The sequence below is a fragment of the Ancylomarina sp. YFZ004 genome (assembly GCF_054254355.1).
This window is the reverse complement of the sequence record NZ_JBTCHQ010000001.1, coordinates 290,072-310,019: the sequence shown is the minus strand read 5'-3', so window position 1 is coordinate 310,019 and position 19,948 is coordinate 290,072. Positions and strand designations below refer to the sequence as shown.

General features: G+C 36.5%; 20 protein-coding genes and 1 riboswitch. Of the genes, 4 read left to right on the top strand and 16 right to left on the bottom strand.

The annotated features are described in order from the left end of the window. Positions 1-16 precede the first annotated feature (16 nt). The 3 genes from ACXR6G_RS01325 to ACXR6G_RS01315 are packed head-to-tail and all read right to left on the bottom strand — an operon-like array spanning position 17 to position 2,829. Positions 17-904 carry an HlyD family secretion protein gene (locus ACXR6G_RS01325; RefSeq protein ID WP_458359594.1) on the bottom strand — a complete coding sequence of 296 codons (888 nt, stop codon included), beginning with the start codon at positions 902-904 and terminating at the stop codon, positions 17-19. Between the two features lie 20 nt (positions 905-924). After that, a complete protein-coding gene (locus tag ACXR6G_RS01320; RefSeq protein ID WP_458359593.1) occupies positions 925-2,211 on the bottom strand; it encodes a TolC family protein in 1,287 nt (428 codons plus the stop codon). 9 nt (positions 2,212-2,220) lie between these two features. Continuing rightward, positions 2,221-2,829, bottom strand: coding sequence for a TetR/AcrR family transcriptional regulator (locus tag ACXR6G_RS01315; RefSeq protein WP_458359592.1), 609 nt, complete (start codon positions 2,827-2,829; stop codon positions 2,221-2,223). Between the two features lie 477 nt (positions 2,830-3,306). Here ACXR6G_RS01315 and ACXR6G_RS01310 point away from each other — a divergent pair, with 477 nt between their 5' ends. The 3 genes from ACXR6G_RS01310 to ACXR6G_RS01300 all read left to right on the top strand — a co-directional run bounded on the left by ACXR6G_RS01310 (position 3,307) and on the right by ACXR6G_RS01300 (position 6,879). Next, positions 3,307-4,794, top strand: a complete 1,488-nt coding sequence (locus ACXR6G_RS01310; protein WP_458359591.1) for a tetratricopeptide repeat protein — start codon at positions 3,307-3,309, stop codon at positions 4,792-4,794. A 237-nt stretch (positions 4,795-5,031) separates the two neighbouring features. Next, the gene (locus ACXR6G_RS01305; RefSeq protein WP_458359590.1) at positions 5,032-5,694 is read left to right on the top strand and encodes a putative quinol monooxygenase; all 663 of its coding nucleotides are present in this window, start codon (positions 5,032-5,034) and stop codon (positions 5,692-5,694) included. Positions 5,695-5,763: 69 nt separating this feature from the next. Continuing rightward, the gene (locus tag ACXR6G_RS01300; RefSeq protein WP_458359589.1) at positions 5,764-6,879 is read left to right on the top strand and encodes an NADH:flavin oxidoreductase; all 1,116 of its coding nucleotides are present in this window, start codon (positions 5,764-5,766) and stop codon (positions 6,877-6,879) included. 21 nt (positions 6,880-6,900) lie between these two features. Here ACXR6G_RS01300 and brnQ (ACXR6G_RS01295) read toward each other — a convergent pair whose 3' ends face one another. From brnQ (ACXR6G_RS01295) to ACXR6G_RS01270, 6 genes are all read right to left on the bottom strand, one after another. Beyond that, positions 6,901-8,190, bottom strand: a complete 1,290-nt coding sequence (gene brnQ, locus ACXR6G_RS01295) for a branched-chain amino acid transport system II carrier protein (RefSeq protein WP_458359588.1) — start codon at positions 8,188-8,190, stop codon at positions 6,901-6,903. Between the two features lie 103 nt (positions 8,191-8,293). Next, entirely contained in the window at positions 8,294-9,577 is a 1,284-nt protein-coding gene (gene brnQ / locus ACXR6G_RS01290; protein WP_458359587.1) for a branched-chain amino acid transport system II carrier protein, read from the bottom strand. A gap of 379 nt (positions 9,578-9,956) precedes the next feature. Beyond that, a complete protein-coding gene (locus ACXR6G_RS01285; RefSeq protein ID WP_458359586.1) occupies positions 9,957-10,937 on the bottom strand; it encodes an isoaspartyl peptidase/L-asparaginase family protein in 981 nt (326 codons plus the stop codon). A gap of 35 nt (positions 10,938-10,972) precedes the next feature. Next, a complete protein-coding gene (locus ACXR6G_RS01280; protein ID WP_458359585.1) occupies positions 10,973-11,599 on the bottom strand; it encodes a carbonic anhydrase in 627 nt (208 codons plus the stop codon). A 168-nt stretch (positions 11,600-11,767) separates the two neighbouring features. Beyond that, entirely contained in the window at positions 11,768-12,412 is a 645-nt protein-coding gene (gene tenA / locus ACXR6G_RS01275) for a thiaminase II (RefSeq protein WP_458359584.1), read from the bottom strand. Positions 12,413-12,471: 59 nt separating this feature from the next. After that, positions 12,472-12,564: riboswitch (TPP riboswitch) on the bottom strand. Between the two features lie 10 nt (positions 12,565-12,574). Beyond that, positions 12,575-12,901, bottom strand: coding sequence for a YwbE family protein (locus ACXR6G_RS01270; RefSeq protein WP_458359583.1), 327 nt, complete (start codon positions 12,899-12,901; stop codon positions 12,575-12,577). Between the two features lie 137 nt (positions 12,902-13,038). On the opposite strand from ACXR6G_RS01270, the gene ACXR6G_RS01265 reads away from it, so the two are divergent. Then, entirely contained in the window at positions 13,039-13,932 is an 894-nt protein-coding gene (locus tag ACXR6G_RS01265) for a phosphatidylserine decarboxylase (protein ID WP_458359582.1), read from the top strand. A gap of 1 nt (position 13,933) precedes the next feature. Here the strand turns inward: ACXR6G_RS01265 and ACXR6G_RS01260 are convergent, their stop codons facing one another. The 7 genes from ACXR6G_RS01260 to ACXR6G_RS01230 form a co-directional block, all read right to left on the bottom strand. After that, entirely contained in the window at positions 13,934-14,476 is a 543-nt protein-coding gene (locus tag ACXR6G_RS01260; RefSeq protein ID WP_458359581.1) for a DUF1697 domain-containing protein, read from the bottom strand. Positions 14,477-14,488: 12 nt separating this feature from the next. Next, a complete protein-coding gene (gene ggt, locus ACXR6G_RS01255; RefSeq protein ID WP_458359580.1) occupies positions 14,489-16,186 on the bottom strand; it encodes a gamma-glutamyltransferase in 1,698 nt (565 codons plus the stop codon). Between the two features lie 175 nt (positions 16,187-16,361). After that, positions 16,362-16,823: a pyridoxamine 5'-phosphate oxidase family protein gene (locus ACXR6G_RS01250; protein ID WP_458359579.1), complete on the bottom strand. Its 462-nt coding sequence runs from the start codon at positions 16,821-16,823 to the stop codon at positions 16,362-16,364. Between the two features lie 39 nt (positions 16,824-16,862). Then, positions 16,863-17,690 (bottom strand): isocitrate lyase/PEP mutase family protein, encoded by an 828-nt coding sequence (locus ACXR6G_RS01245; RefSeq protein WP_458359578.1) that lies wholly within the window; start codon positions 17,688-17,690, stop codon positions 16,863-16,865. Positions 17,691-17,703: 13 nt separating this feature from the next. Next, positions 17,704-18,267: a GNAT family N-acetyltransferase gene (locus ACXR6G_RS01240; RefSeq protein WP_458359577.1), complete on the bottom strand. Its 564-nt coding sequence runs from the start codon at positions 18,265-18,267 to the stop codon at positions 17,704-17,706. Position 18,268: 1 nt separating this feature from the next. Further along, positions 18,269-18,736 (bottom strand): hypothetical protein, encoded by a 468-nt coding sequence (locus ACXR6G_RS01235; protein WP_458359576.1) that lies wholly within the window; start codon positions 18,734-18,736, stop codon positions 18,269-18,271. Between the two features lie 132 nt (positions 18,737-18,868). After that, positions 18,869-19,948, bottom strand: coding sequence for an alanine racemase (locus ACXR6G_RS01230; protein WP_458359575.1), 1,080 nt, complete (start codon positions 19,946-19,948; stop codon positions 18,869-18,871).

Sequence of the window (19,948 nt, the reverse complement as noted above, 5' to 3'; positions counted from 1 at the left end):
TAAATACTAATCGGTATTAGAATCTAATTTCGCCTGGCATTCCTATTTTCAGACGACCATTGTTAGCAACTTTTACTTTAACTGCATACACCAATTTTACTCTTTCCTTTTTGGTTTGAATAATTTTAGGTGTAAACTCCGATTGAGAAGAAACCCATGTTACTTTTCCTTTAAGGCTGTAGTTTTCTTCTTTATTCTTATCAATCAAAACATCAACTGTCTGACCAATTTTAATGGATGAAATTTGATCACCACTAATGTAAACTCTCAAATCAAGGCTTCTTAGATCAGCCAATTTGAATAGGGGAGTGCCCATGTTCACCATTTCGTATGCTTCATGATATTTCTCCAAAACGGTAGCGGCCTGTGGCACGATGATTTTACTTTTCTGAATCAGATCATTTAAGGCATCCATCTTTCGATCTAAACTTTCCAGCTCGGCAAATACTTTAGCATTTTCAGTTTTCACCGATTTGATTTGTATTTCGGCAATCTGTACGCCTCCATTAATATCATCAACCTGTTTGATGGTTGCAGCACCATCTGCATACATTTTATCGATTCTTACTTTATCTCTATTTAGGATAGAGATTTGCTCCTTATAAACAGCGATTCGCGATAGGATATTCTGAATTCCAGATGCCACTGCATTTTTTTGAGCTTTAAGTTGTTCTCTTTGAAGGAATAATTGAGTTGTATCTATAAGTCCGACTTGCTTTGCCTGAGTAAACACATCACCCTCTTCTATATTTAGATTGAGAATTTTACCGGAATTTTCAGCTGAGATCATGTATTCCGTTGCTTCAAAATTACCGTAAGCATCCGATTCATTACCATTCTGATTACATGCACTTGTTAGGAATCCTAAAGCTAAACCGATTCCGATTATTGTCGTGTTTTTCATTTTTCTAATGTTTAATGCTTTTATATGCCTTGAATTCTTTTGTATTCAGCAAGCGATTGCTGTAACTGTATGCTGTGATATTCTTTGTTTATTTTGGCTTGTATTTCCTTGTTTAAATCTTCCAGATAATCACTCGAGGTAATCACACCATTATCCAATTGAGATGCTGAGCTTTTACTGATTTCTTCTTGTAAGCCAATTATTGCTTTATCTTGTTCCAATAGAATCCCGAACTTGTTAATCTCGTTTGATTCTTTTCCCAGTTCGATCAACTGATTTTGAGTGAAGCTTAACTCTTTACTTACCACCAAGTCTTTTTGAATCGTGATTGCTTTTTGCTTTCGTCGGTTTGATTTCCAATCGAAAATATTCCACGATATTTTAGCACCCAACATATAATAAGTATCAAACTCATCTTTCAACTGGTTATAGCTTGGATTACCATATCCCACCTGACCAAAACCTGTAATCACAGGATATCTGCCTTTTTTCAAAAGCGCTTTTTGTGAATCAAGTAAAGCTTGCTGACCAGCATACCATTTATATTCAGGTCTATTTTTCGAATCGATTTTAATTTGTGTGCTTAAACCTTCGTTAATTGCGTATTCTTTAAGCTTCATTTGCGTGTCGATTCGACGTCCCATTAGTTGAGAAAGAACATTGAATGAGTTCAGTTCGTGTGCATTTAATTCCATAAACTGTTGCTGGATTAAAAGCAGTTCCGATTCTAATATTTTTAGGTTGGCAGGTAGAACGGCTCCATTCTCAACAGAGGACCTAACCTGATCGATACGTTTTGATATGGTTTTCTGCTTATCTATAAGAACTTCTTTGTTTTTTCTGACCAGCTGAATACCAAAATAGGCCATGTTTACTCTTTCACGAAGTTGGTACATTTGAATCTCCAGATTTTGAATTTCAAGCTCTGATGCTTTCTTTTCTATATCAACTCGATGTTTTGTTTTACCACCATCATAAATCAATTGCTCTACGTCAAGATTAAGCGCATATCGATCTTTAGGTGCTTGGGGCGTATTCATTCCTGGAAATGAAATGCCGGTTACATCCGATTGGTAGCTAATTTGCCCATTGGCATAAAGTCGTGGTAAATTGGCAACTTTTAAATTCTCAATATTTAAAAGAGAGGATTGATTTATGAGAGCTTTACCTTTCATTAAAGGAAAGTTTTTCTGCACTTCTATTTGACATTCCTCCAGACTCAGAACCTCATTCTGAGTATATCCGATTTGAATCTTAAAAAAGATTATCAGTAAAAGAATGTATTTACTATTTCTAAAAGCTGTCATATCTAAAACTTATAATTTTATCGATTGGATTACAAAATCAGCAACATGATCTGCTCTTTCTTTAAACATCTCATCCATATTAATACCTTTAAACATCAATTCCTGTGCTATTGGTCTACTGGCAAATGGGAACATGGATAAACTAATGATATTCAGAATCAAGTCTGGAGGCTTAATAGGGCGTATTTTTCCAGATGCTATTGCATCTTCAATCTGTTTGAATGTTTTCTCTCTTCCTACTAAAATACCCTCGGTATTCATTAAATGCAGAACACGTGAAGGATCTGTACTTACTTCATTAAGGATGAAATTTGGAAGAAATGGATAGTCAATTAAAACCTCATGATAGATATGACTGATATTCCTGATCTTCTGAAATAACTCAGAATCATCTGCAAGGAAAGAGCCAAGGGGTCTTAAGATTTTAATTAAAGCTTCTTGAAAAACTTGTTCGAATAACTTGTCCTTGCTTTTGTAGTAGTAATGTAATAAGGCCTTATTTATTCCAGCATTATCTGCAATTTCCTGCATTCGAGCACCTGCGTATCCTTTTGAAGCGAAAATATTTCTTGCGGCGACAAGAATATTCTCTTGAGTTTCAGTTGTTTGATTTTCCATAATCTTTGTTCTTAACCAGATGGTTAAATTAAATCCAAAAAATTAACCACATGGTTTAACCGTTTGGTTAATGCAAATGTAGAGCATTATTTTTAAGGAGCAAATTATAATAGATATTTTTTAACCAGATGGTTAAAGTTGATGAAGACATTCCTAATGTAATTATTCTATCATCCCTCTGACTTATACTGATGTGGTAACTGTAATCTAAATGGAAACATGAAGTCTGATATAATTTGTGTTTATATAGATCTTTAGATATAATAGAGAATGTGCTTTTATTTATTTGACTTTGGATCTGTTAATGATTAAATTTAGTGTTCTTCTACCATTCTGGTTTCGATTAAAGCAATTTGGATATTGTATTTTAATCTGATTTGTGAATCCTTAAACGACATTATTCATAGTTCTTAATGTATTACGTATGTAGTGCAGCACTTCTATTATTCAACTTTTTTCATTCAAAAAATGATTATTATGAAGATTAAATCAAAAGTTTATCTAATTGGGATAATGCTATTGTTTGTGTTTTTTACGGGTAACGTATTGGCATCAGTAATAAAAGGTATTCCTGTTACAACAAAGAGTCCTAAGGCAAAAGAATTATTGATTAAAGCCAGGAATGCCAGAGAGTTGGGTGATTTGTTGATGGCTCAAGAATTTTGTAAGAAAGCGATTGCTGAGGATGCTCACTTTGCCTATGCTTATGTCGAACTTGCTTATTCTTCAAACTCACCTCAGGCTTTTAAAGCAAATTTAGAGTTGGCAGATCAAAATAATAAATATTGTAGTGAGGCCGAACAATTGCTGATTAAAATTGGTTTGTCATATTTTAATACAAAATGGGAAGACAGATTGAGTTTGGTAAATAAGTTAGTAGGCTTGCAGCCTGAAAGCCCGCGAGTTTGGATTTACCTTGCTGATGTTTATGCCGAGAATAACCAGGTTGAAGCGGCTAGGACAAGTCTCGATAAAGCAATTAGTTTAGATGAGAGTTTTCATTACGCATATCAGCAACTGGGCTTTTCATATTTGAATTGGCAACCCAATGATTTCGACAAAGCCATAGCGAATATGAATAAAGCCTTGGAATTGGTTCCTAAGTCTGAACGAGCATATATTAATCTAGGGGATGCTCTAAGAGGTGGATCAAAATTAGAAATGGCTAGGGATAACTATACTAAAGCCCTTGAGATAGATTCTGAAAATGCATTGGCTTACCTTAAAAGAGCACATGCTAATCTATTTTTAGATGATTTTGCCAGCGCAAAAAATGATTATCACAAAGCGGTTCAATTAGCTGATGATATTAATCTTGTAATTTATTCAAACTACGCTGCATTTACTGAAATTTATAAGGGTAAAATGATGGTCGCATATGATGAATTGAATTTAGCCCTTGAGAAAGTTAATAATTTGGATATTACGGAAAGTCAGAAGCTGGGACAAAAAATCTTTACCCTTCAGAATATGATAATTTTATGCGTTCACAGTGAGCAATATGAAAAGGCAGAGGAGTGTCTTAATAAATACACAGATAATATTAAGAAAAGACTAGAAGGGATTCAATCCGAGAGATATACGCTTGGACAAAAGGCAGGTGTAGAATTGTATGAGATATCTTTTCTTGCTCAGAAAGGTGATTTTAATAAAGCGTATGAAAAATGTGAAGAGGTAAAAGAGATCTATAAAAAACTTGATAATGAAATATTGATGGAGAACTATTATGCTGCTCAAGGATATGTTTTGTTAAAAGAGAAAAAATATAAGGACGCTATTCTAAGTTTTCAGAAATCTGATATGAATGAAATTCTTAATAAATATTATTTGGGAATGGCTTTTGAAAAGACTGGGGAAATGGAGAAAGCAAAAAAACTCTTTAGGGAAGTTGCAGAATTTAATTTCAATAGTGTTGAATATGCACTATTGCGGAAAGATGCTATGAAAAAGATCAAATCGCTCTAATTTTCTGAATCAATTATTATAGACGTTCAATAAATTGAGCGTCTTTTTTTTAATACATTCTTAATGATATAAACTAGCCATCTAATGGCGACAGATACGATTTGTTCAAGTTGGTTATCATTATCTGATTTATAGAGGATCGTATACTTTTGCATCTTGCTATCAAAAGTGATAACTTGTATAAATGAATTGATTTACTGAAAAATGAATAATAATCGATAAAAGGGGGACCAAAGAATGACAACCAATCCAGCAAGAGTAGCTAATCCGGATGACCTGATTTTCTACGTGAAATATCATATCAAGCCCGAATGTGTTGAGGAGTTTCAGGAACACCTATTTGTGCTTGTTGACAATATGGCAAAGGAGCCAGCTTTTGTGAGTGCCTTTGTGCATCAGGATACCGCAGATTCCACCCGCTTTAGCATGTACGAACGCTGGCAGGAGGCTTCGAAAGAGGATTTTATGACCTACCAAATGGCTTCGAAGGCTTATCGCAGGATCTATGAACAGCGCTTACCAGATATGAGTGCAACTCCGCGAAAGATACATATCTTGCATCCTAGGGCTTCTTGGGAAAGCATCCAGTTCGAAACTGTAGCTAATGATTTGACTTTTTATACCAACTTTCAGATTAAATCTGACAGGCAGGCTGATTGGACGAAGGCAGCTATGAAGGTATTTGACAAGATGGTAGAGGAAGATCATTTTATATGTGCTTTTTTACACCAGGATGCAGAAGATCCAACTCGATTTACTATTTATGAGCGTTGGAACAAATCAAACCAGGTCGATTTTGCTGAGCAACACCGAAAGCTTTACGAAAGTATTCTGCCAGATTCTGTTCCAAGTTTGCGTAACTTTCGTATCCTTCAGCCCCGTGGGAATTGGGCTAAATAATAAATCAGAAAGGGCGTTTGTTTAAAATAGTCTTTTTAGTTTTACACCTTATATATTCAATAGAAAAATATGCAAAAGAAGATCTTCGAAGCGACTCGTATTGGTAATTTAGAACTAAAGAATCGCTTGTGGCGTTCTGCTACCTGGCTAAATATGGCTGATGAAAAGGGGCATTTATCTACTGAATTGATTACTTGTTATGAAGAATTGGCCCAGGGCGGTGTTGGTACAATTATTACAGGTTATGCAAATATCATAGAGGAGGAGCAGCCCAATGCAGGGATGTTGGGTATTTATTCCGATGATTTTATTGAAGAATACCGACCATTCGTTAAGCGAATCCACGAATTGGGTGCCAAGCTTATTATGCAGGTTTGCTACGGAGGATCATCAACTAAATATCAAGCTAAAGGACGGTTGATATGGGGCCCATCTGCAGTGAAAAATCCTGGTTATGGTTCTACGCCCACAGAGATGAGAACTGAGGATATTGCGACAGTGATTGATGCTTATGCTCAGAGTGCCAGACGTGTAAAAGAAGCTGGTTTTGATGGGGTGCAATTGCATGCTGCTCATGCCTATTTGTATAGTCAATTTCTTTCACCCTATTTCAATCGTAGGACAGATGCCTATGGTGGATCAATTGAAAACCGTGCACGTATTATTTTTGAAACTCTCGAAGCTGTTCGTAAGGAGGTCGGTTCAGATTATCCCGTGTTGATAAAAATGCACAGCACCGACGACTGGGGCGCAAACGGTTTGACCCCGAACGAGAGTCTTTGGGTAGCAAAAGAACTTGAGAAACGTGGTATTACGGCTATTGAGTTTAGCGGTGGTAATCGTGATTTTAGATATCCTCTAAAAAGACCGATAAGAACCCAAATTTTAAAAAGGGAAAAGCAAGCTTACTTCTTCGAAGCGACCAAGCAGATTGCTGCCGAGTTAACTATTCCTGTGATATCCGTTGGTGGTCATCGTAATGTTGAATTCATGGAAGATATTCTGAATGATAGCAATATCTCTTATGTCTCTTTGTCACGCACTCTATTCTCTGAGCCTGATCTGCCCAATAAATGGATGGAAGATCCGGCCTATGATCCCAGGTGTACATCTTGTGCAAAATGCTGGTCTCCGGGAGGAAATGTTTGCATTCTGGATCGTAAGAAGAAAGTCGGCCTGAAATAAAATGTATGAGTTAAAGTGATGTTACAAAGTCTTTGCTGCTTTAATCTTATAGGAAACTGAAGCTAAAAGTCCGCCTACGAGTGCTGGCAGCAACCATCCCATCTCGTAAGTGCTCAAAGGGAAGGATAATAGCCAATCTTTAACACCCGATAAGGAATCGAAAGATTTGCAGATAAACATCAGGATACTAAAGCATAAAGTACCGCTAACTACGCCGGTGTAAATCTCTTTAAAAGGGATGTATTTATCGAATAGATTCAGGATAACCAGAACCAGTATGACAGGATAGATGATACCTAAAATCGGACCTGAGAAGGTCACAATTTGTTCTACTCCAAAATTGGCAAGTACGAAGCTGAGCAGGGTGATTGCAATTACATTAAAACGATAGCTCAGTTTATTGTTGGTCAGTTCGCTAAAATATTCCGCAACTGCAGTTGTTAACCCCACTGTTGTGGTAAAACACGCAAATATAACGGTTACAGCAACCATCCAAACCCCATACTGACCGAACATTCTGTCAACAAGAGCCATAAAGCTTTCTGTTCTGCTCATGCCTTCGGGGATATTACCTGCACCACTGGCACCCAAATAAATTAAGCCACCATATACAAAGCCAATAATACTAAAAGCAACCAAGCCCGATTTGATCATCATTTTTACTTGCGATGAGGTATCGGTATAGCCTTTCTCTTTTAAGCTCATAAGAATAATGCCTGAAAAGATAACGGCGCCTAAAGCATCAACAGTTTGGTAGCCTTCCAAAAAAGCATAGGCATATACATTTGATATTTTCGCAGGGGGAAAATCTGTACCAGGCATCAGCATGTTCTTTAGGATGATTGATACCAATGCAATAAGCAATACCGGTGTCAAATAAACTGCAACCTTATCTATAATGCCCTTAGGGTTGATGACAAAAAGTAAGGCAAAGCCAAAATACACCAAAGTGAATGCTAATTGAGAAATCCCAGGGAAGAGTGGTATGATTCCCATCTCGAAACTGACCGCTCCGGTTCTTGGTAATGCTAAAAGAGGACCTAAGATGAGCATGAGTATAATTCCCATTACAATGCTAAATCTGTGACTAACCTTGGATAAAAAAGAATAAAAGGAGCCTCCTGATTTCGCTACTGCAATAATAGCAAGTACCGATAAGCTGACATCTGTGGTGAAGAAACCCATGATGGCTTCCAGCCACGAAGCGCCACTTACAACTCCCAATTGTGGAGGGAATATCAAATTTCCTGCTCCAAAAAACATGGCGAATAGTGCCACGCCAATCACGATAATATCCTTTAATTGTTTCATCGATATAAATAGATAATGAGAAGAGCCTAATCCTCTTTTATGATGTAGAAAACTCACTCGTAAATTGGTGAGCTTCTATTAATTTAAATATGTTGTTTGAAAATTATCGAGCTGCTTTCATCTTGTATGAGACTGAAGCTATAAGCCCACCAAAAATTGCGGGCAGCAGCCATCCCATTTCGTAAGAGCTCATTGGTAATGACAATAGCACGTTTTTAGCAACTGATAGGGAATCGAATGACTTACAGATAAACAATAGGATACTAAAGCATAGCGTTCCGCCTACAACTCCTGAATAAATTGCTTTGTAAGGGATGTATTTATCGAATAGATTGAGGACGATTAAAACCAGTATGGCAGGGTAGATGATACTCAAAATTGGACCGGAAAAGTAAACGATCTGTTCAACACCCAAATTGGCAAGGACGAAGCTGACTAAAGTGATAGTAACGACATTAAATCGATAGCTTAGCTTATTGTTTGTTAATTCACTAAAATATTCAGCAACTGTTGTTGTTAAACCGACCGTTGTAGTGAAACAAGCAAATATGACCGTTACGGCAACCATCCAAACGCCATATTGGCCAAACATTTGGTCAACCAGAACCATGAAGGTTTCGGTTCTGCTCATACCTTCAGGGATATTGGCAGCACCACTTGCACCTAAATAGATTAATCCTCCATAAACAAAACCGATAATACTAAAAGCGACCAAACCCGATTTGATCGTCATTTTTATTTGTGATGAGGTATCGGTATAACCTTTTTCCTTTAAGCTTAGAAGAACAATACCGGCAAAGATCACTGCAGCCAAACCATCAACTGTTTGATATCCTTCAAGAAATGCATAAGTATATACGTTTGTTATTCTCGCTGCAGCTAGTGTTACATCAGGTAGTATCATGTTTTTTACAATGATGGATACCAAGGCAATTAGCAATATAGGTGTCAGATAAAGCGCAATTTTGTCGATAATACCTTTGGGATTGATGACAAAGAGTAAGGAAACACCAAAATAAATAAAGGTGAAAAGGTATTGAGGAATACCTGGGAACAGAGGTAGTATACCCATTTCGTAGCTGACTGCCCCTGTTCGGGGTAGAGCTAATAGTGGACCAATAATCAGCATGATGATGATACCCATGATGATGCTAAATTTGGGACCAACTTTTGAAGCAAAAGTATTGAATGTGCCTCCTGATTTTGCTATGGCAATAATTGCCAGTATCGATAGGCTCACATCGGTGGTGAAAAAGCCCATGATGGCTTGTATCCACGAATCGCCACTCACAACACCCAACTGAGGCGGAAATATCAAATTCCCTGCTCCAAAAAACATAGCAAATAGAGCTACACCAATCACCACAATATCCTTAAGCTTCTTCATTATCACTTATCATTTAAAAATAGTGCGCGAATGTATTAAATGATTGATGAAAAAAAACAAACAATTATCATCTATTTTAAATTCATGTGGAAAAATATGCGTTTTAAAGAGGTAATAGATGCTTTTAACTGATGTTTGTGTAATTTACTTCTCTTGTTTATGAAGTGTAGCCTGACTTTTAGTGCAAAAATACACCTCTACATTTGTACAAAAAAAAACTCACCAGATCATGGTGAGTTTTTTTGTTTTCAAGCTATTAGGCTTATAACAATTCTAAATCAAAATAAGTAGGGTGAAATGCCGAAAGATATTTGACAATCAATATCACTCCGAAGGATCGGAGTGCGCAGATAGGGATTATCTCAAATACAAATCGGTATTAATTACCGTAGTAAATGCCGATATATGAATCGCCATTCGATTTGATATAGCCTCTGTACATACCATCTGTATTGAATTCCATGGCAACATTCCCTTGTTTGTCTACAGCAATAACACCTCCTGTACCGTTTAAATCTGTCAACTTTTGAATCTCAGATTCACAGGCTGCCTTCACTGTTTTGTTAAGATATTCCATTTGTGCTGAAATATCTCGGGCGAAAGCCAGACGGATATAATATTCTCCATGACCGGTACATGAAACGGCACAAGTCTGATTGTTAGCATAGGTTCCCGCACCTATTATTGGTGAATCTCCAATACGACCATATTTTTTGTTGGTCATACCACCCGTTGACGTTCCTGCTGCCAGGTTGCCATAGCTATCAAGAACAACACAGCCTACTGTACCGTGTTTATCACTTTGTGTTGGCTTGCGTTTCTTGTTTTGTAACTTCTTTAAAGATTCCCATCGCTTTTGGGTATAGAAATAAGAGGGATCAACAATTTCAAGACCTTGTTCTTTAGCAAAAAGTGAAGCACCTTTTCCTGATAACATCACATGAGCAGATTTCTCCATAACCTCACGGGCTGCACTAATTGGATTACGAATATCACGAACGCCTGCAACGGCTCCAGCATTTAAATCGGAACCATTCATGATTGAAGCATCAAGTTCATTGTGTCCATCATTCGTGAAAACAGCACCTTTGCCAGCATTAAATAGTGGTGAATCTTCCATCACATGAATAACTTGCTCAACGGCATCCAAACAGATGCCTCCATTTTTCAAGATGGAATCTCCTACATGTAAAGCTTGTTTTAGTTTAGCCCGATAGGCAGCTTCCTTCTCAAAACTCATATTCTTTTTTAGAATGCTACCAGCAGCACCATGAATGACTATGGTATAATTGCCTGTTGTTTGTGCCTGAGTATTTAATACACTAAAAAGAATGAGAAGGATTACAGTAAGCTGTTTCATAGTTGAACTTGAGTTTTGATTTGAAGAGTTAAACCTTACATCAGTCGATATATCTCCATGATATCCTTTAGAATTTTATTGAAATCAATTTTCATATCAATGATATGCCCTGTATGAATATCGAAAACCCAACCATGAACAGTAATATGTCGATTGCGTAATGCTTTTTGCACATCAGCCGTTTTAATTAGATTCACACATTGTTCTTGCACATTCAATTCAACCAGACGGTTGTATTTTTGTTGCTCATCATCAATGGCATTTAACTCATCTTTGTGTAAGCGATAAACGTCGCGAATGTTTCTCAGCCAGGGGTTTAGTATTCCCATATCTTCTGCCTGCATAGCCGCTTTTACACCACCACAATTGTAGTGACCACAAATTACCACATGCTTCACCTTAAGGAAGCTAACGGCGTAGTTAATAACCGACATGGCACTTAAATCTGTGTTGGAAACCATATTGGCAATATTTCGGTGAACGAACATATCACCAGGTTTTATACCCATTAAATCTCCGGTAGTAACTCGACTATCAGAACAACCAATGTATAAGATTTCAGGACTTTGATCTTCAGTTAGTTTCTTAAAGTATTCAGGATCTTGATTGAGCTTTTCACTAATCCATTTCCGATTATTATTAAATATGTGTTCGATATCCACTTTTGAGTATTTTGGTTAATATGCATAAGTCAAAAAGAGTATGATCGTTTACTTATTCCAAAATGGATGTAGAAAACGAGTGGTTTATACTCTTATGAGATTAAATATAGTAAAGTTCTTTTTTCCTTGATGTAGACTTGAGAAATAAAAAGAGGAATCTATTAATTTTTATGCTTTCCAAGCTTCTAAGTTCCAGGCACTGTTCCAAAATAGCCATTCCATTTTCGAGGCCATTAAAAAAGCTTCAGTCATTTGCTCTTGTTGAAACTTGGTAGAGTTTTCAGCATATTTATCACAAATTTGAATGGCTTGATTCACTGCACCCGCAAATTCTTCTCCTCCGTAGGTATCGATCCAGACTTGATATGGATTGTCAGAAGAAGTTTGATTGGCAAGGATATAATCACCTACTTCCCTATATATCCAGAAACAGGGCAATACCGCTGCCAGACTGATTTCGATTGGAGCTTGATTTAATTGTTTGTGTAAATACGACGTATATAAAAGACAGCTTGGTGAAGCTTGTTCTGCTTTTTCTTTGAGGAAAGTGCTGTGTAGGCTTTGCTCAACTATCATGGTATCACAGGCGAATTTATAAAATGCTTCGCTATCAATGGCTTGTTTTAATTTACTTGCAATGCCTGCAAGTACTTTCCCAAATTCTGCAAGATAAATGGCATCCTGTTGGATATAAAAATTGAATCGTTCTTTTGAAAGAGTTCCATCAATTAAGCCCTTTATAAAAGGTAGATCAAGAATTTGGGTGTAGGTATCTTTATTTTGTTTCCAGGTGTTTTCGCTCCAACTCATCATTATTTTATTTTAAAAGATGCAGGCAGGGATATGGGCGACAACAGATTGAACTAAATGTCTAAACTAAATATCCATTTTCCTACGCTGCTATTATGCATTTCAGGTTCCAGGGTTTAATCTCAGCCCAATAATGAGCACCCCTAACGGTCATTATTATTATTATTAATCTTCGTCGAGAATATTCTTGACACGTCCCACTTCGCCTGTTTCCAGTTGCACTTTTATGCCATGAGGGTGATTGGGAGATTTGGTGAGTATACGCTTCACGACACCATCTGTTAAATCGCCACTTCGTTGATCTTGTTTTAGTACAATTTCAACTTCTAATCCCACTGTGATATCTTTTCTTTTTTTGCCATCTGGCTGACTATTCTCCATCGTATTTTGTATGCTAATTTTTAGATCAAAGGCTATTTCTATTTGCTTCGACAAGATAAAGCTTCTATTGTTTACTTCAAATGTATTTTTTGTTTTAAGAAGTTTTGACATAGAATTAGGCTGCTTCAGAGATAGATTACCTGAAAAATGAGGTGAAATCAATATAAAATCGGATAAAATTGTGAGAAAATGGAAAAGAAGCCTTAATCTTTTTCGAAATCGATTAAATTTGTATTCAAATCAGATTTATGGGATCCTTACAATATATAGAAAGAAAGAGTGGAAGTCTAGTTAAAGAATTTGTTCCAAGTGAAGGAATGTTAAGATGGCTTTATAATTCTTCTCTGGGTAAAGTAACACTTCACACTCTTGTTAAACGAAAAATGTTAACCATGCTTGGTGGCTGGTATATGAGTAGCCGTTTATCCAAGAAGAAAATTGATAAGTTTATTGCTCAATATCAAATCGATCTATCCAATTATAAGATAACCGATAGTAAGGCCTATCTAAATTTTAACGATTTTTTCTTTAGAAAGATACAAGCAGAGAAGAGACCAATCGGGAATGGTGTTGTTTCACCTGCTGATGGTAAATTGCTTGCTTTTCAGTCTATTACTGATGCTTCTTCATTTTTTGTAAAAGGATCTGAGTTTACGATTAAGTCGTTTCTTAAGAATAAAGAACTAGCTGAAAAATACGCTGACGGATCAATGCTTATTGCTCGTTTGGCTCCAACGGATTACCACCGTTTTCACTTTCCTGCAAGTGGTCTTATTTCAGAATCTAAAGATATAAAAGGTCGTTATTTTTCGGTTTCACCTATGGCTCTAAAAAAGAGTTTGGAGATTTTCTGTCAAAACTACAGAGCATACAGCACGCTAGTTACGGATGATTATGGCGATATCCTTATATCAGAAGTAGGTGCTACCATGGTCGGTAGTATCATCCAAACCTATCAGGATAATTCTCAGATTCAAAAAGGAGAGGAGAAGGGATACTTTGCTTTCGGAGGTTCAACACTAGTCCTATTCTTCGAAAAAGGAAAAGTGAAATTAGCTGATGACCTTCTTGAGAATACTCTTAAAGGTTATGAAACATCCGTGTTTATGGGTGAAAATATTGCCAGTAAAGCGACAGTTTAATTTATTGAGCCAGTTCTAAAAGCTTCATAACGGTTTTCCAATTTCGTGTTGTGGCTTTGCAATCGAACTTCTTTTCGAAAAGTCCATTGGTCATCTTCGTTTTGCTGTATTTATCTGTACAACAAAGAAAAACATGATGACCTACCACTTCGAACTGATCGGTACCAAAATCTTTCTTTTTCAAATCTATAATTCTATCTAAATCTGGTTCTTTATCCAAAAGAGTCAAATGCAGACGGTCAATGCTTATACTTTTATCTTTAAAAAAGGGATTGTCCAATATCACTTGTTCCCATTCAATATATTTTCGAACCATTACAGGTACTTCGAGTTCATATTTGGCAGATATTGCTTGTTGAATTTTGTTGGCAAGCGTTTGATTCGCATCGTCTTTGAGCATTTCAAAAATAACATTACCACTTTGGATATAGGTGATGCAATTTGATAACCCTAATTTGGCAAAGAGGTTTTTCAAATCAGCCATAAGCAGCTTGCGTTTGCCACCTACATTTATGCCTCTTAAAAGAGCGATATATTTAGTCATGATATTTTTTATTTAATAACCAGCAGCTTGTCCATCTTTACGGCTTTCGGATGCTGCTCTGTAAACTTTGTTTTTTTTATCCCACATAATGGCTTGATAACCACCGAACACACCTCTGGCAAAACCAATTCGGTGTTTTCTGTCCTTCAAAGCTCTAATCGTTTTATCTGAAATGCCTAATTCCATTCTGATTTCACCACTTCCTTCAGCTTCTATTCCTGTTGGGGTAGAGGTGCCTATATGATCCCAACGTGGCGCATCTCCAGCTTCTTGTAGATTCATCCCGAAATCAATTAGGTTCATTACAATTTGTGTGTGCCCCTGTGGTTGAAAATCACCACCCATAACACCAAAACTCAGCCAAGGCTCGTTGTCTTTGGTAATAAAGGCCGGAATGATGGTATGAAAAGGTCTTTTACCAGCTTGGTAGGTATTGGCTTGCCCTCTTTTTAAGCTGAACAATTCCCCTCTGTCTTGAAGCATGAAACCCAGTTTTGGTGGAACCATTCCTGAACCCATACCTCGATAATTCGATTGAATTAAAGAAATCATATTACCCTCTTTATCAGCTACCGTTAAATAAACGGTTTCGCCTGCGCTTATCTCGCCAGCACTGTATACTGATGCCTTGTCGCCAATAAGTTCTCTTCTTTCATTGGCATACTTGTCAGATAAAAGCCTTGTGACCGGCACTTTAGTAAAGTCCATATCGGCATAGTATTTTGCCCTGTCTTCGAAGGCTAGTTTTTTTGCTTCGGTAAATAAATGCAGATGTTGGGCACTACCAAACTCAATTTTAGAGAAATCATAAGCTTCTAAAAGCTGCAGCATTTGCAAGGCTGCTATACCCTGACCATTGGGAGGTAACTCCCAAACATCAAAGCCTCTGTAGTTGACAGACACAGGCTCCACCCATTCAGAATAGTGACCTGCCAGATCTTGCTCTGACAAAAAACCACCTTCTGCCTGAATGAAATCAGCTATGGTTTTGGCAATTTCTCCTTTATAGAAAGCATCACGACCACCATTGGCTATCTTTTTATAGGTGTCAGCTAAGTATGGGTTTTTGAAAATTTCACCCTCGTTTGGTAATCGGCCATTATTGGGTTCTATATAAGTGTCTTTAATATTGACGAAACCCTTTCTTTTGAAATTAGGAATCGACTTTTGCATGTACCAGGCAATAAGTTGAGTTAAGGGAAAACCATTTTCAGCATAGTTAATACTAGGTTCAAGTATTTTCTTCATTTCCATAGATCCAAACTTCTTGTGAAGCTCAAACCAACCATCAACACAACCCGGAACACTTACAGGAAGTGGACCAAAGGCAGGTATCTCAGTCATGCCTTTTTCTTCAAAATACTCGAGTTTTAAACTCTTCGGAGAGCGGCCACTGGCATTCAAGCCGTAGAGTTTTTTAGTTTTTGCATCCCATACAATTGCGAAGAGATCACCACCTATTCCACTGCCCGTAGGTTCCATTAAACCCAATGCGGCATTGGCTGCAATAGCTGCATCAATGGCATTACCACCTGCTTTAAGAATGTCGAGACCAATTTGAGTGGCAAGAGGGTGACTTGTTGCGACCATGCCATTTTGAGCGATTATTTCTGATCGTGTTGCAAAGGCTTTGCCAGTAACTCGATCTTGGCTATATAAAAAGCTTGTGCTGAAACAAATGATTAGACCGATAAGGGGGATAAGTCTCATGATTTTCAAGGATTAGGTTTTTGGAATTGGTAATTTAAGTATAATCCTTTAGAATTCAGTTTTGAGTTTTAGAAATTTGATGCTGTATCCTTTGAAGAATAGGATGTGAATTTTGTAAAAAAGAAAGACGACCAATTTTCATTAGCCGTCTCTAGGAGTTATTAGAAACTTGGCTTTACCAAACTCCTGATTGTTTACCCGATAATTCTTTAATGTTCAGTTTTAGCACAAGAAGTTTATCCAACATCTTTGGTGGATATTGGTTATCCTCTTTGCCATGCTGTTTCATAATAATATCGAGACCTTTAACTTTTTCTTCTGGACTGTTCACTATTTCAATTTCACCTATGCCTATTAGTGAGCGAAATTCCGATGTCCATTTACAAGAAACATCATCGCTTACAAGTCGATAGTCCGATTCAATCTCAAAGCAGACCTTATTGTTTTTCTTAATCAAATCAATTTTACGTCCTTCTGGTGCACAATGAAAATACAGGGCATTGTCATGATGACCATAGTTAAGCGGTAGGATATAAGGATAATCCGTATCCGAAAGACCAATTCGACAAATATGTGATGTGTTTAGAATGTTTTGAATGATAGTTTGGTCTTCGATATTTCTTTCTTTGCGTCTCATATTAATTGGCGTGTATTATTAAATGTTGAATTTTAGTTTTTAAGTAAAGAATTTATTGGCTGCGGCGTAAGAAAAAGGCTGATCTATCATTAAATCCAGCTTGCCTCTTTTATAATCGTCTCCTATATTCATAAGGTGATTGAAAACGGAGCGCACAGCACCTGATCCCATACTCAAGCGTTTCACACCAATTTTATTCATGGCATCAAAGTCGTTAAAGATTGGGTTAGCAATCATATTAAGTGGGGCATCAATTTCTTTCACAAGCTTTTTAACTAATTCCTCATTAAGAGGACCTGGAATAAAAATACAATCGGCTCCGGCTTTAGTAAAGGCATTGCCTCTCTCTATTGCGATAGCCAATTTGCTTTTTTCATCGGCAACATTTAACCAGTAAGCACAGGTTCGGGCATTAATAACAAAAGGAATATCTAATTCTTGTTTCAATTTAGAAATCGCCATTATCATACTCACTTGATAATCGAGATCTTCCAGATTACCATTTGGCAGACCATCCTCAATATTGATACCAACTGCACCCGCTAAAATAATTTGCTTGACGTTTTCTGTTATCTCTTCAATTGAATTCCCGTAGCCTCTTTCAAAGTCAACAGAGAGAGGAATGCTGATTCTCTTTGTGATTTGTTTCACAACCAGGCAAAGGTCATTCAAACTGATATCTTCCCCATCTGGATAGCCTAAAGAATAGGCTATTCCGGCACTAGTGGTTGCCACGGCTTTGAAGCCTTGCTTTTCGAACACCACCGCACTACCAGCATGCCATGCATTGGGAAGAACCAGCATTTCATTGGTATGATGTAGGTCTAAGAACGCTTGGGCTCTCTTTTTTTGATCTTCTGTAATCATTATATGTTTAGTCTTATTTTTTACTGTTTATATCAAAATGGTATTCATAGAACACAACTTGTTCTGAGGGACTGTTCTTAGGTGAAATTGAGAAACCTGTTTTTTCAAGGACCTTGATAGATCCAATATTATCGCATTCAACTCCACCAGAAAGGGATCTAATATCTCCAGCATCTTTACACCACATTATTAGACCTTCAATTAATTCAGTTCCGATTCCTTTGCCCCAAACACTTTCTGATAGGAGATAGCCGAAGCGCAGGTCATAGTAATTCTGATTTGGCTCTGATTCGTATAGAAAAATAAATCCTATAGTCTCATTTGTAGCCTTGAGCTGAACTGTCACAAAATGACTCTCTTGATCTCTGTCATTGATCCATACCTTAGCATCATTTATAGACTTAAGATTTTGCCATCCATCGGGTAAGGCTTTGGTCACATTAGGCGTTAAGATTTCAATCACTTTTTTTGCAAACGTATTCTCAGATTCTAAGTTTGTAATTTGATTCGTCCAAGGAATCACTGAAAGTCGCTGAGTCGTAAAATGACATCTCTTTTCTATGCTGCCTTTTTCCATCTTAATCAATTTTCTTTACACCTAGTAAATTGGCAATTCTATCCTCTAAGACTTTTGCTTTATCAAAATCATTTATTCTCAATAATTTGAATCGAGTTTTTTGTGTTTCCGAAAGTAACGTAATTTCATAAACAAATTCTTTTTCAGTCACACTTACAGGAGTTCTTCCTCCATAAGTTTTTCTTACAAAGCGTCTCTTTAGTATTGAAATATGAGGAAGGTCAGATGTTTCCCATTTTCCTATTTTGAAATGTAAGAGATAGAAGAAGTTTCTAAATCGACCGTTCTCTATTTCAAATCCAGCCTGATTAAAGCTTAAATATGAACCAATAATAATTAATGTAAAGCCGAGTAGGGGAGATTCAAATAGTTCTATGATACCAAATATAATGCCAATATATCCAATCAAATTCAGAGGTTTTGGAAAGTATTTACCGGTATGAATCTTTAATTTATTATGACTTGTCATCTTCAATTTGTCTTTGCCGTAAATTGTATGAGTATTGGTGAAATGCGTAGCAATTTCCTGTCAAACCGATATAATGTTTGATAGGAGCACAGCTTAACTTTAGAACTTTCCATGCCTTTATTCATGAAAATGTTAGTTGCCGTTTTTTACCTTCTTCTCAATATATTTTGAATTCATTATTCTAATAATCCCCATATAATCTAACTTAAATTCAACTAAGTCTCCAACCTTATATTTCTTTTTATTATCATCAAGGTCAATTACTATCATATCAGAACTTGCGCCTGCTATTTTTAAGCGTTTATCAACCAATTCAAGATGATCAGTTTCTACATCAAGCAGACCTAAATCAATAATTGCTCTGTATGAAGTTTCCCCTATATCAGTTTGGTCAAATTCATAACTTTCACCTTCAACATTTGTCCCCAATTCACCCATTGGAACAAGTGGTTTTTCGATTAATTCTATTATCTCAGAATACAAACTAAATACACCGGAGTGCATTTTTTTAAATTTTGTATTATTATAAATGTCTGTTCCAAGAAATAATGTTTCACCCACTCGAAAGTGATTGATTCCTTTTGGTAAAAGATTTTGAAAAATCAAAGGTATTGTTACCGAAGAACCACCTGAAACATAAGGAATTTGTTTGTCAAATTTTGCTTCGATTAATTGTTCATATAAACTTAACTGAATTAATTTATCGTGATTTGGCAAAACACCATATAAACAAGAAAGGTTTGTGCCAATTCCAACAACTTGCAAATTTTCCAATTTAAAAACACTTTCATAAAAAGCGATAAAGTCGTCGCCCAAAACACCCTCTCTGAGTTCCCCAAGCTCAATCATTATTATTATTTTATGAGTTTTCTTTTGCCTTTTAGCTTCTTTTGATAAAAGTTTAATCGTTTCAATTTCTGTATTCATACTAATATCCGCGTATTTAACAACACCTGATATTGAGCGTTTTGCTGGTGGTTTAATGTAAATCGTTTCAATTTTCGGATTGATTGATTTAATTTCTTTTAAATTGGACACACGTGAGTCGCAAATTTGATTGATGTCAAATTTTAGTAATTCTGTCAAGAAATTTTTATTACCGCTTAACATTTTTGACACGATCGACCATTCAATCCCATTCTTTTTAAAGAGATTATTAAGGAAATCAAAATTTAATTTTAGTTTCTTAATATCTAATGTTACAAATGCCAT

Coding starts and splice junctions, on each gene's coding strand:
- ACXR6G_RS01325 (WP_458359594.1), bottom strand. CDS start 904: ATGAAAAACACGACAATAATCGGAATCGGTTTAGCTTTAGGATTCCTA.
- ACXR6G_RS01320 (WP_458359593.1), bottom strand. CDS start 2,211: ATGACAGCTTTTAGAAATAGTAAATACATTCTTTTACTGATAATCTTT.
- ACXR6G_RS01315 (WP_458359592.1), bottom strand. CDS start 2,829: ATGGAAAATCAAACAACTGAAACTCAAGAGAATATTCTTGTCGCCGCA.
- ACXR6G_RS01310 (WP_458359591.1), top strand. CDS start 3,307: ATGAAGATTAAATCAAAAGTTTATCTAATTGGGATAATGCTATTGTTT.
- ACXR6G_RS01305 (WP_458359590.1), top strand. CDS start 5,032: ATGACAACCAATCCAGCAAGAGTAGCTAATCCGGATGACCTGATTTTC.
- ACXR6G_RS01300 (WP_458359589.1), top strand. CDS start 5,764: ATGCAAAAGAAGATCTTCGAAGCGACTCGTATTGGTAATTTAGAACTA.
- brnQ (WP_458359588.1), bottom strand. CDS start 8,190: ATGAAACAATTAAAGGATATTATCGTGATTGGCGTGGCACTATTCGCC.
- brnQ (WP_458359587.1), bottom strand. CDS start 9,577: ATGAAGAAGCTTAAGGATATTGTGGTGATTGGTGTAGCTCTATTTGCT.
- ACXR6G_RS01285 (WP_458359586.1), bottom strand. CDS start 10,937: ATGAAACAGCTTACTGTAATCCTTCTCATTCTTTTTAGTGTATTAAAT.
- tenA (WP_458359584.1), bottom strand. CDS start 12,412: ATGATGAGTTGGAGCGAAAACACCTGGAAACAAAATAAAGATACCTAC.
- ACXR6G_RS01270 (WP_458359583.1), bottom strand. CDS start 12,901: ATGTCAAAACTTCTTAAAACAAAAAATACATTTGAAGTAAACAATAGA.
- ACXR6G_RS01265 (WP_458359582.1), top strand. CDS start 13,039: ATGGGATCCTTACAATATATAGAAAGAAAGAGTGGAAGTCTAGTTAAA.
- ACXR6G_RS01260 (WP_458359581.1), bottom strand. CDS start 14,476: ATGACTAAATATATCGCTCTTTTAAGAGGCATAAATGTAGGTGGCAAA.
- ggt (WP_458359580.1), bottom strand. CDS start 16,186: ATGAGACTTATCCCCCTTATCGGTCTAATCATTTGTTTCAGCACAAGC.
- ACXR6G_RS01250 (WP_458359579.1), bottom strand. CDS start 16,823: ATGAGACGCAAAGAAAGAAATATCGAAGACCAAACTATCATTCAAAAC.
- ACXR6G_RS01245 (WP_458359578.1), bottom strand. CDS start 17,690: ATGATTACAGAAGATCAAAAAAAGAGAGCCCAAGCGTTCTTAGACCTA.
- ACXR6G_RS01240 (WP_458359577.1), bottom strand. CDS start 18,267: ATGGAAAAAGGCAGCATAGAAAAGAGATGTCATTTTACGACTCAGCGA.
- ACXR6G_RS01235 (WP_458359576.1), bottom strand. CDS start 18,736: ATGACAAGTCATAATAAATTAAAGATTCATACCGGTAAATACTTTCCA.
- ACXR6G_RS01230 (WP_458359575.1), bottom strand. CDS start 19,948: ATGGCATTTGTAACATTAGATATTAAGAAACTAAAATTAAATTTTGAT.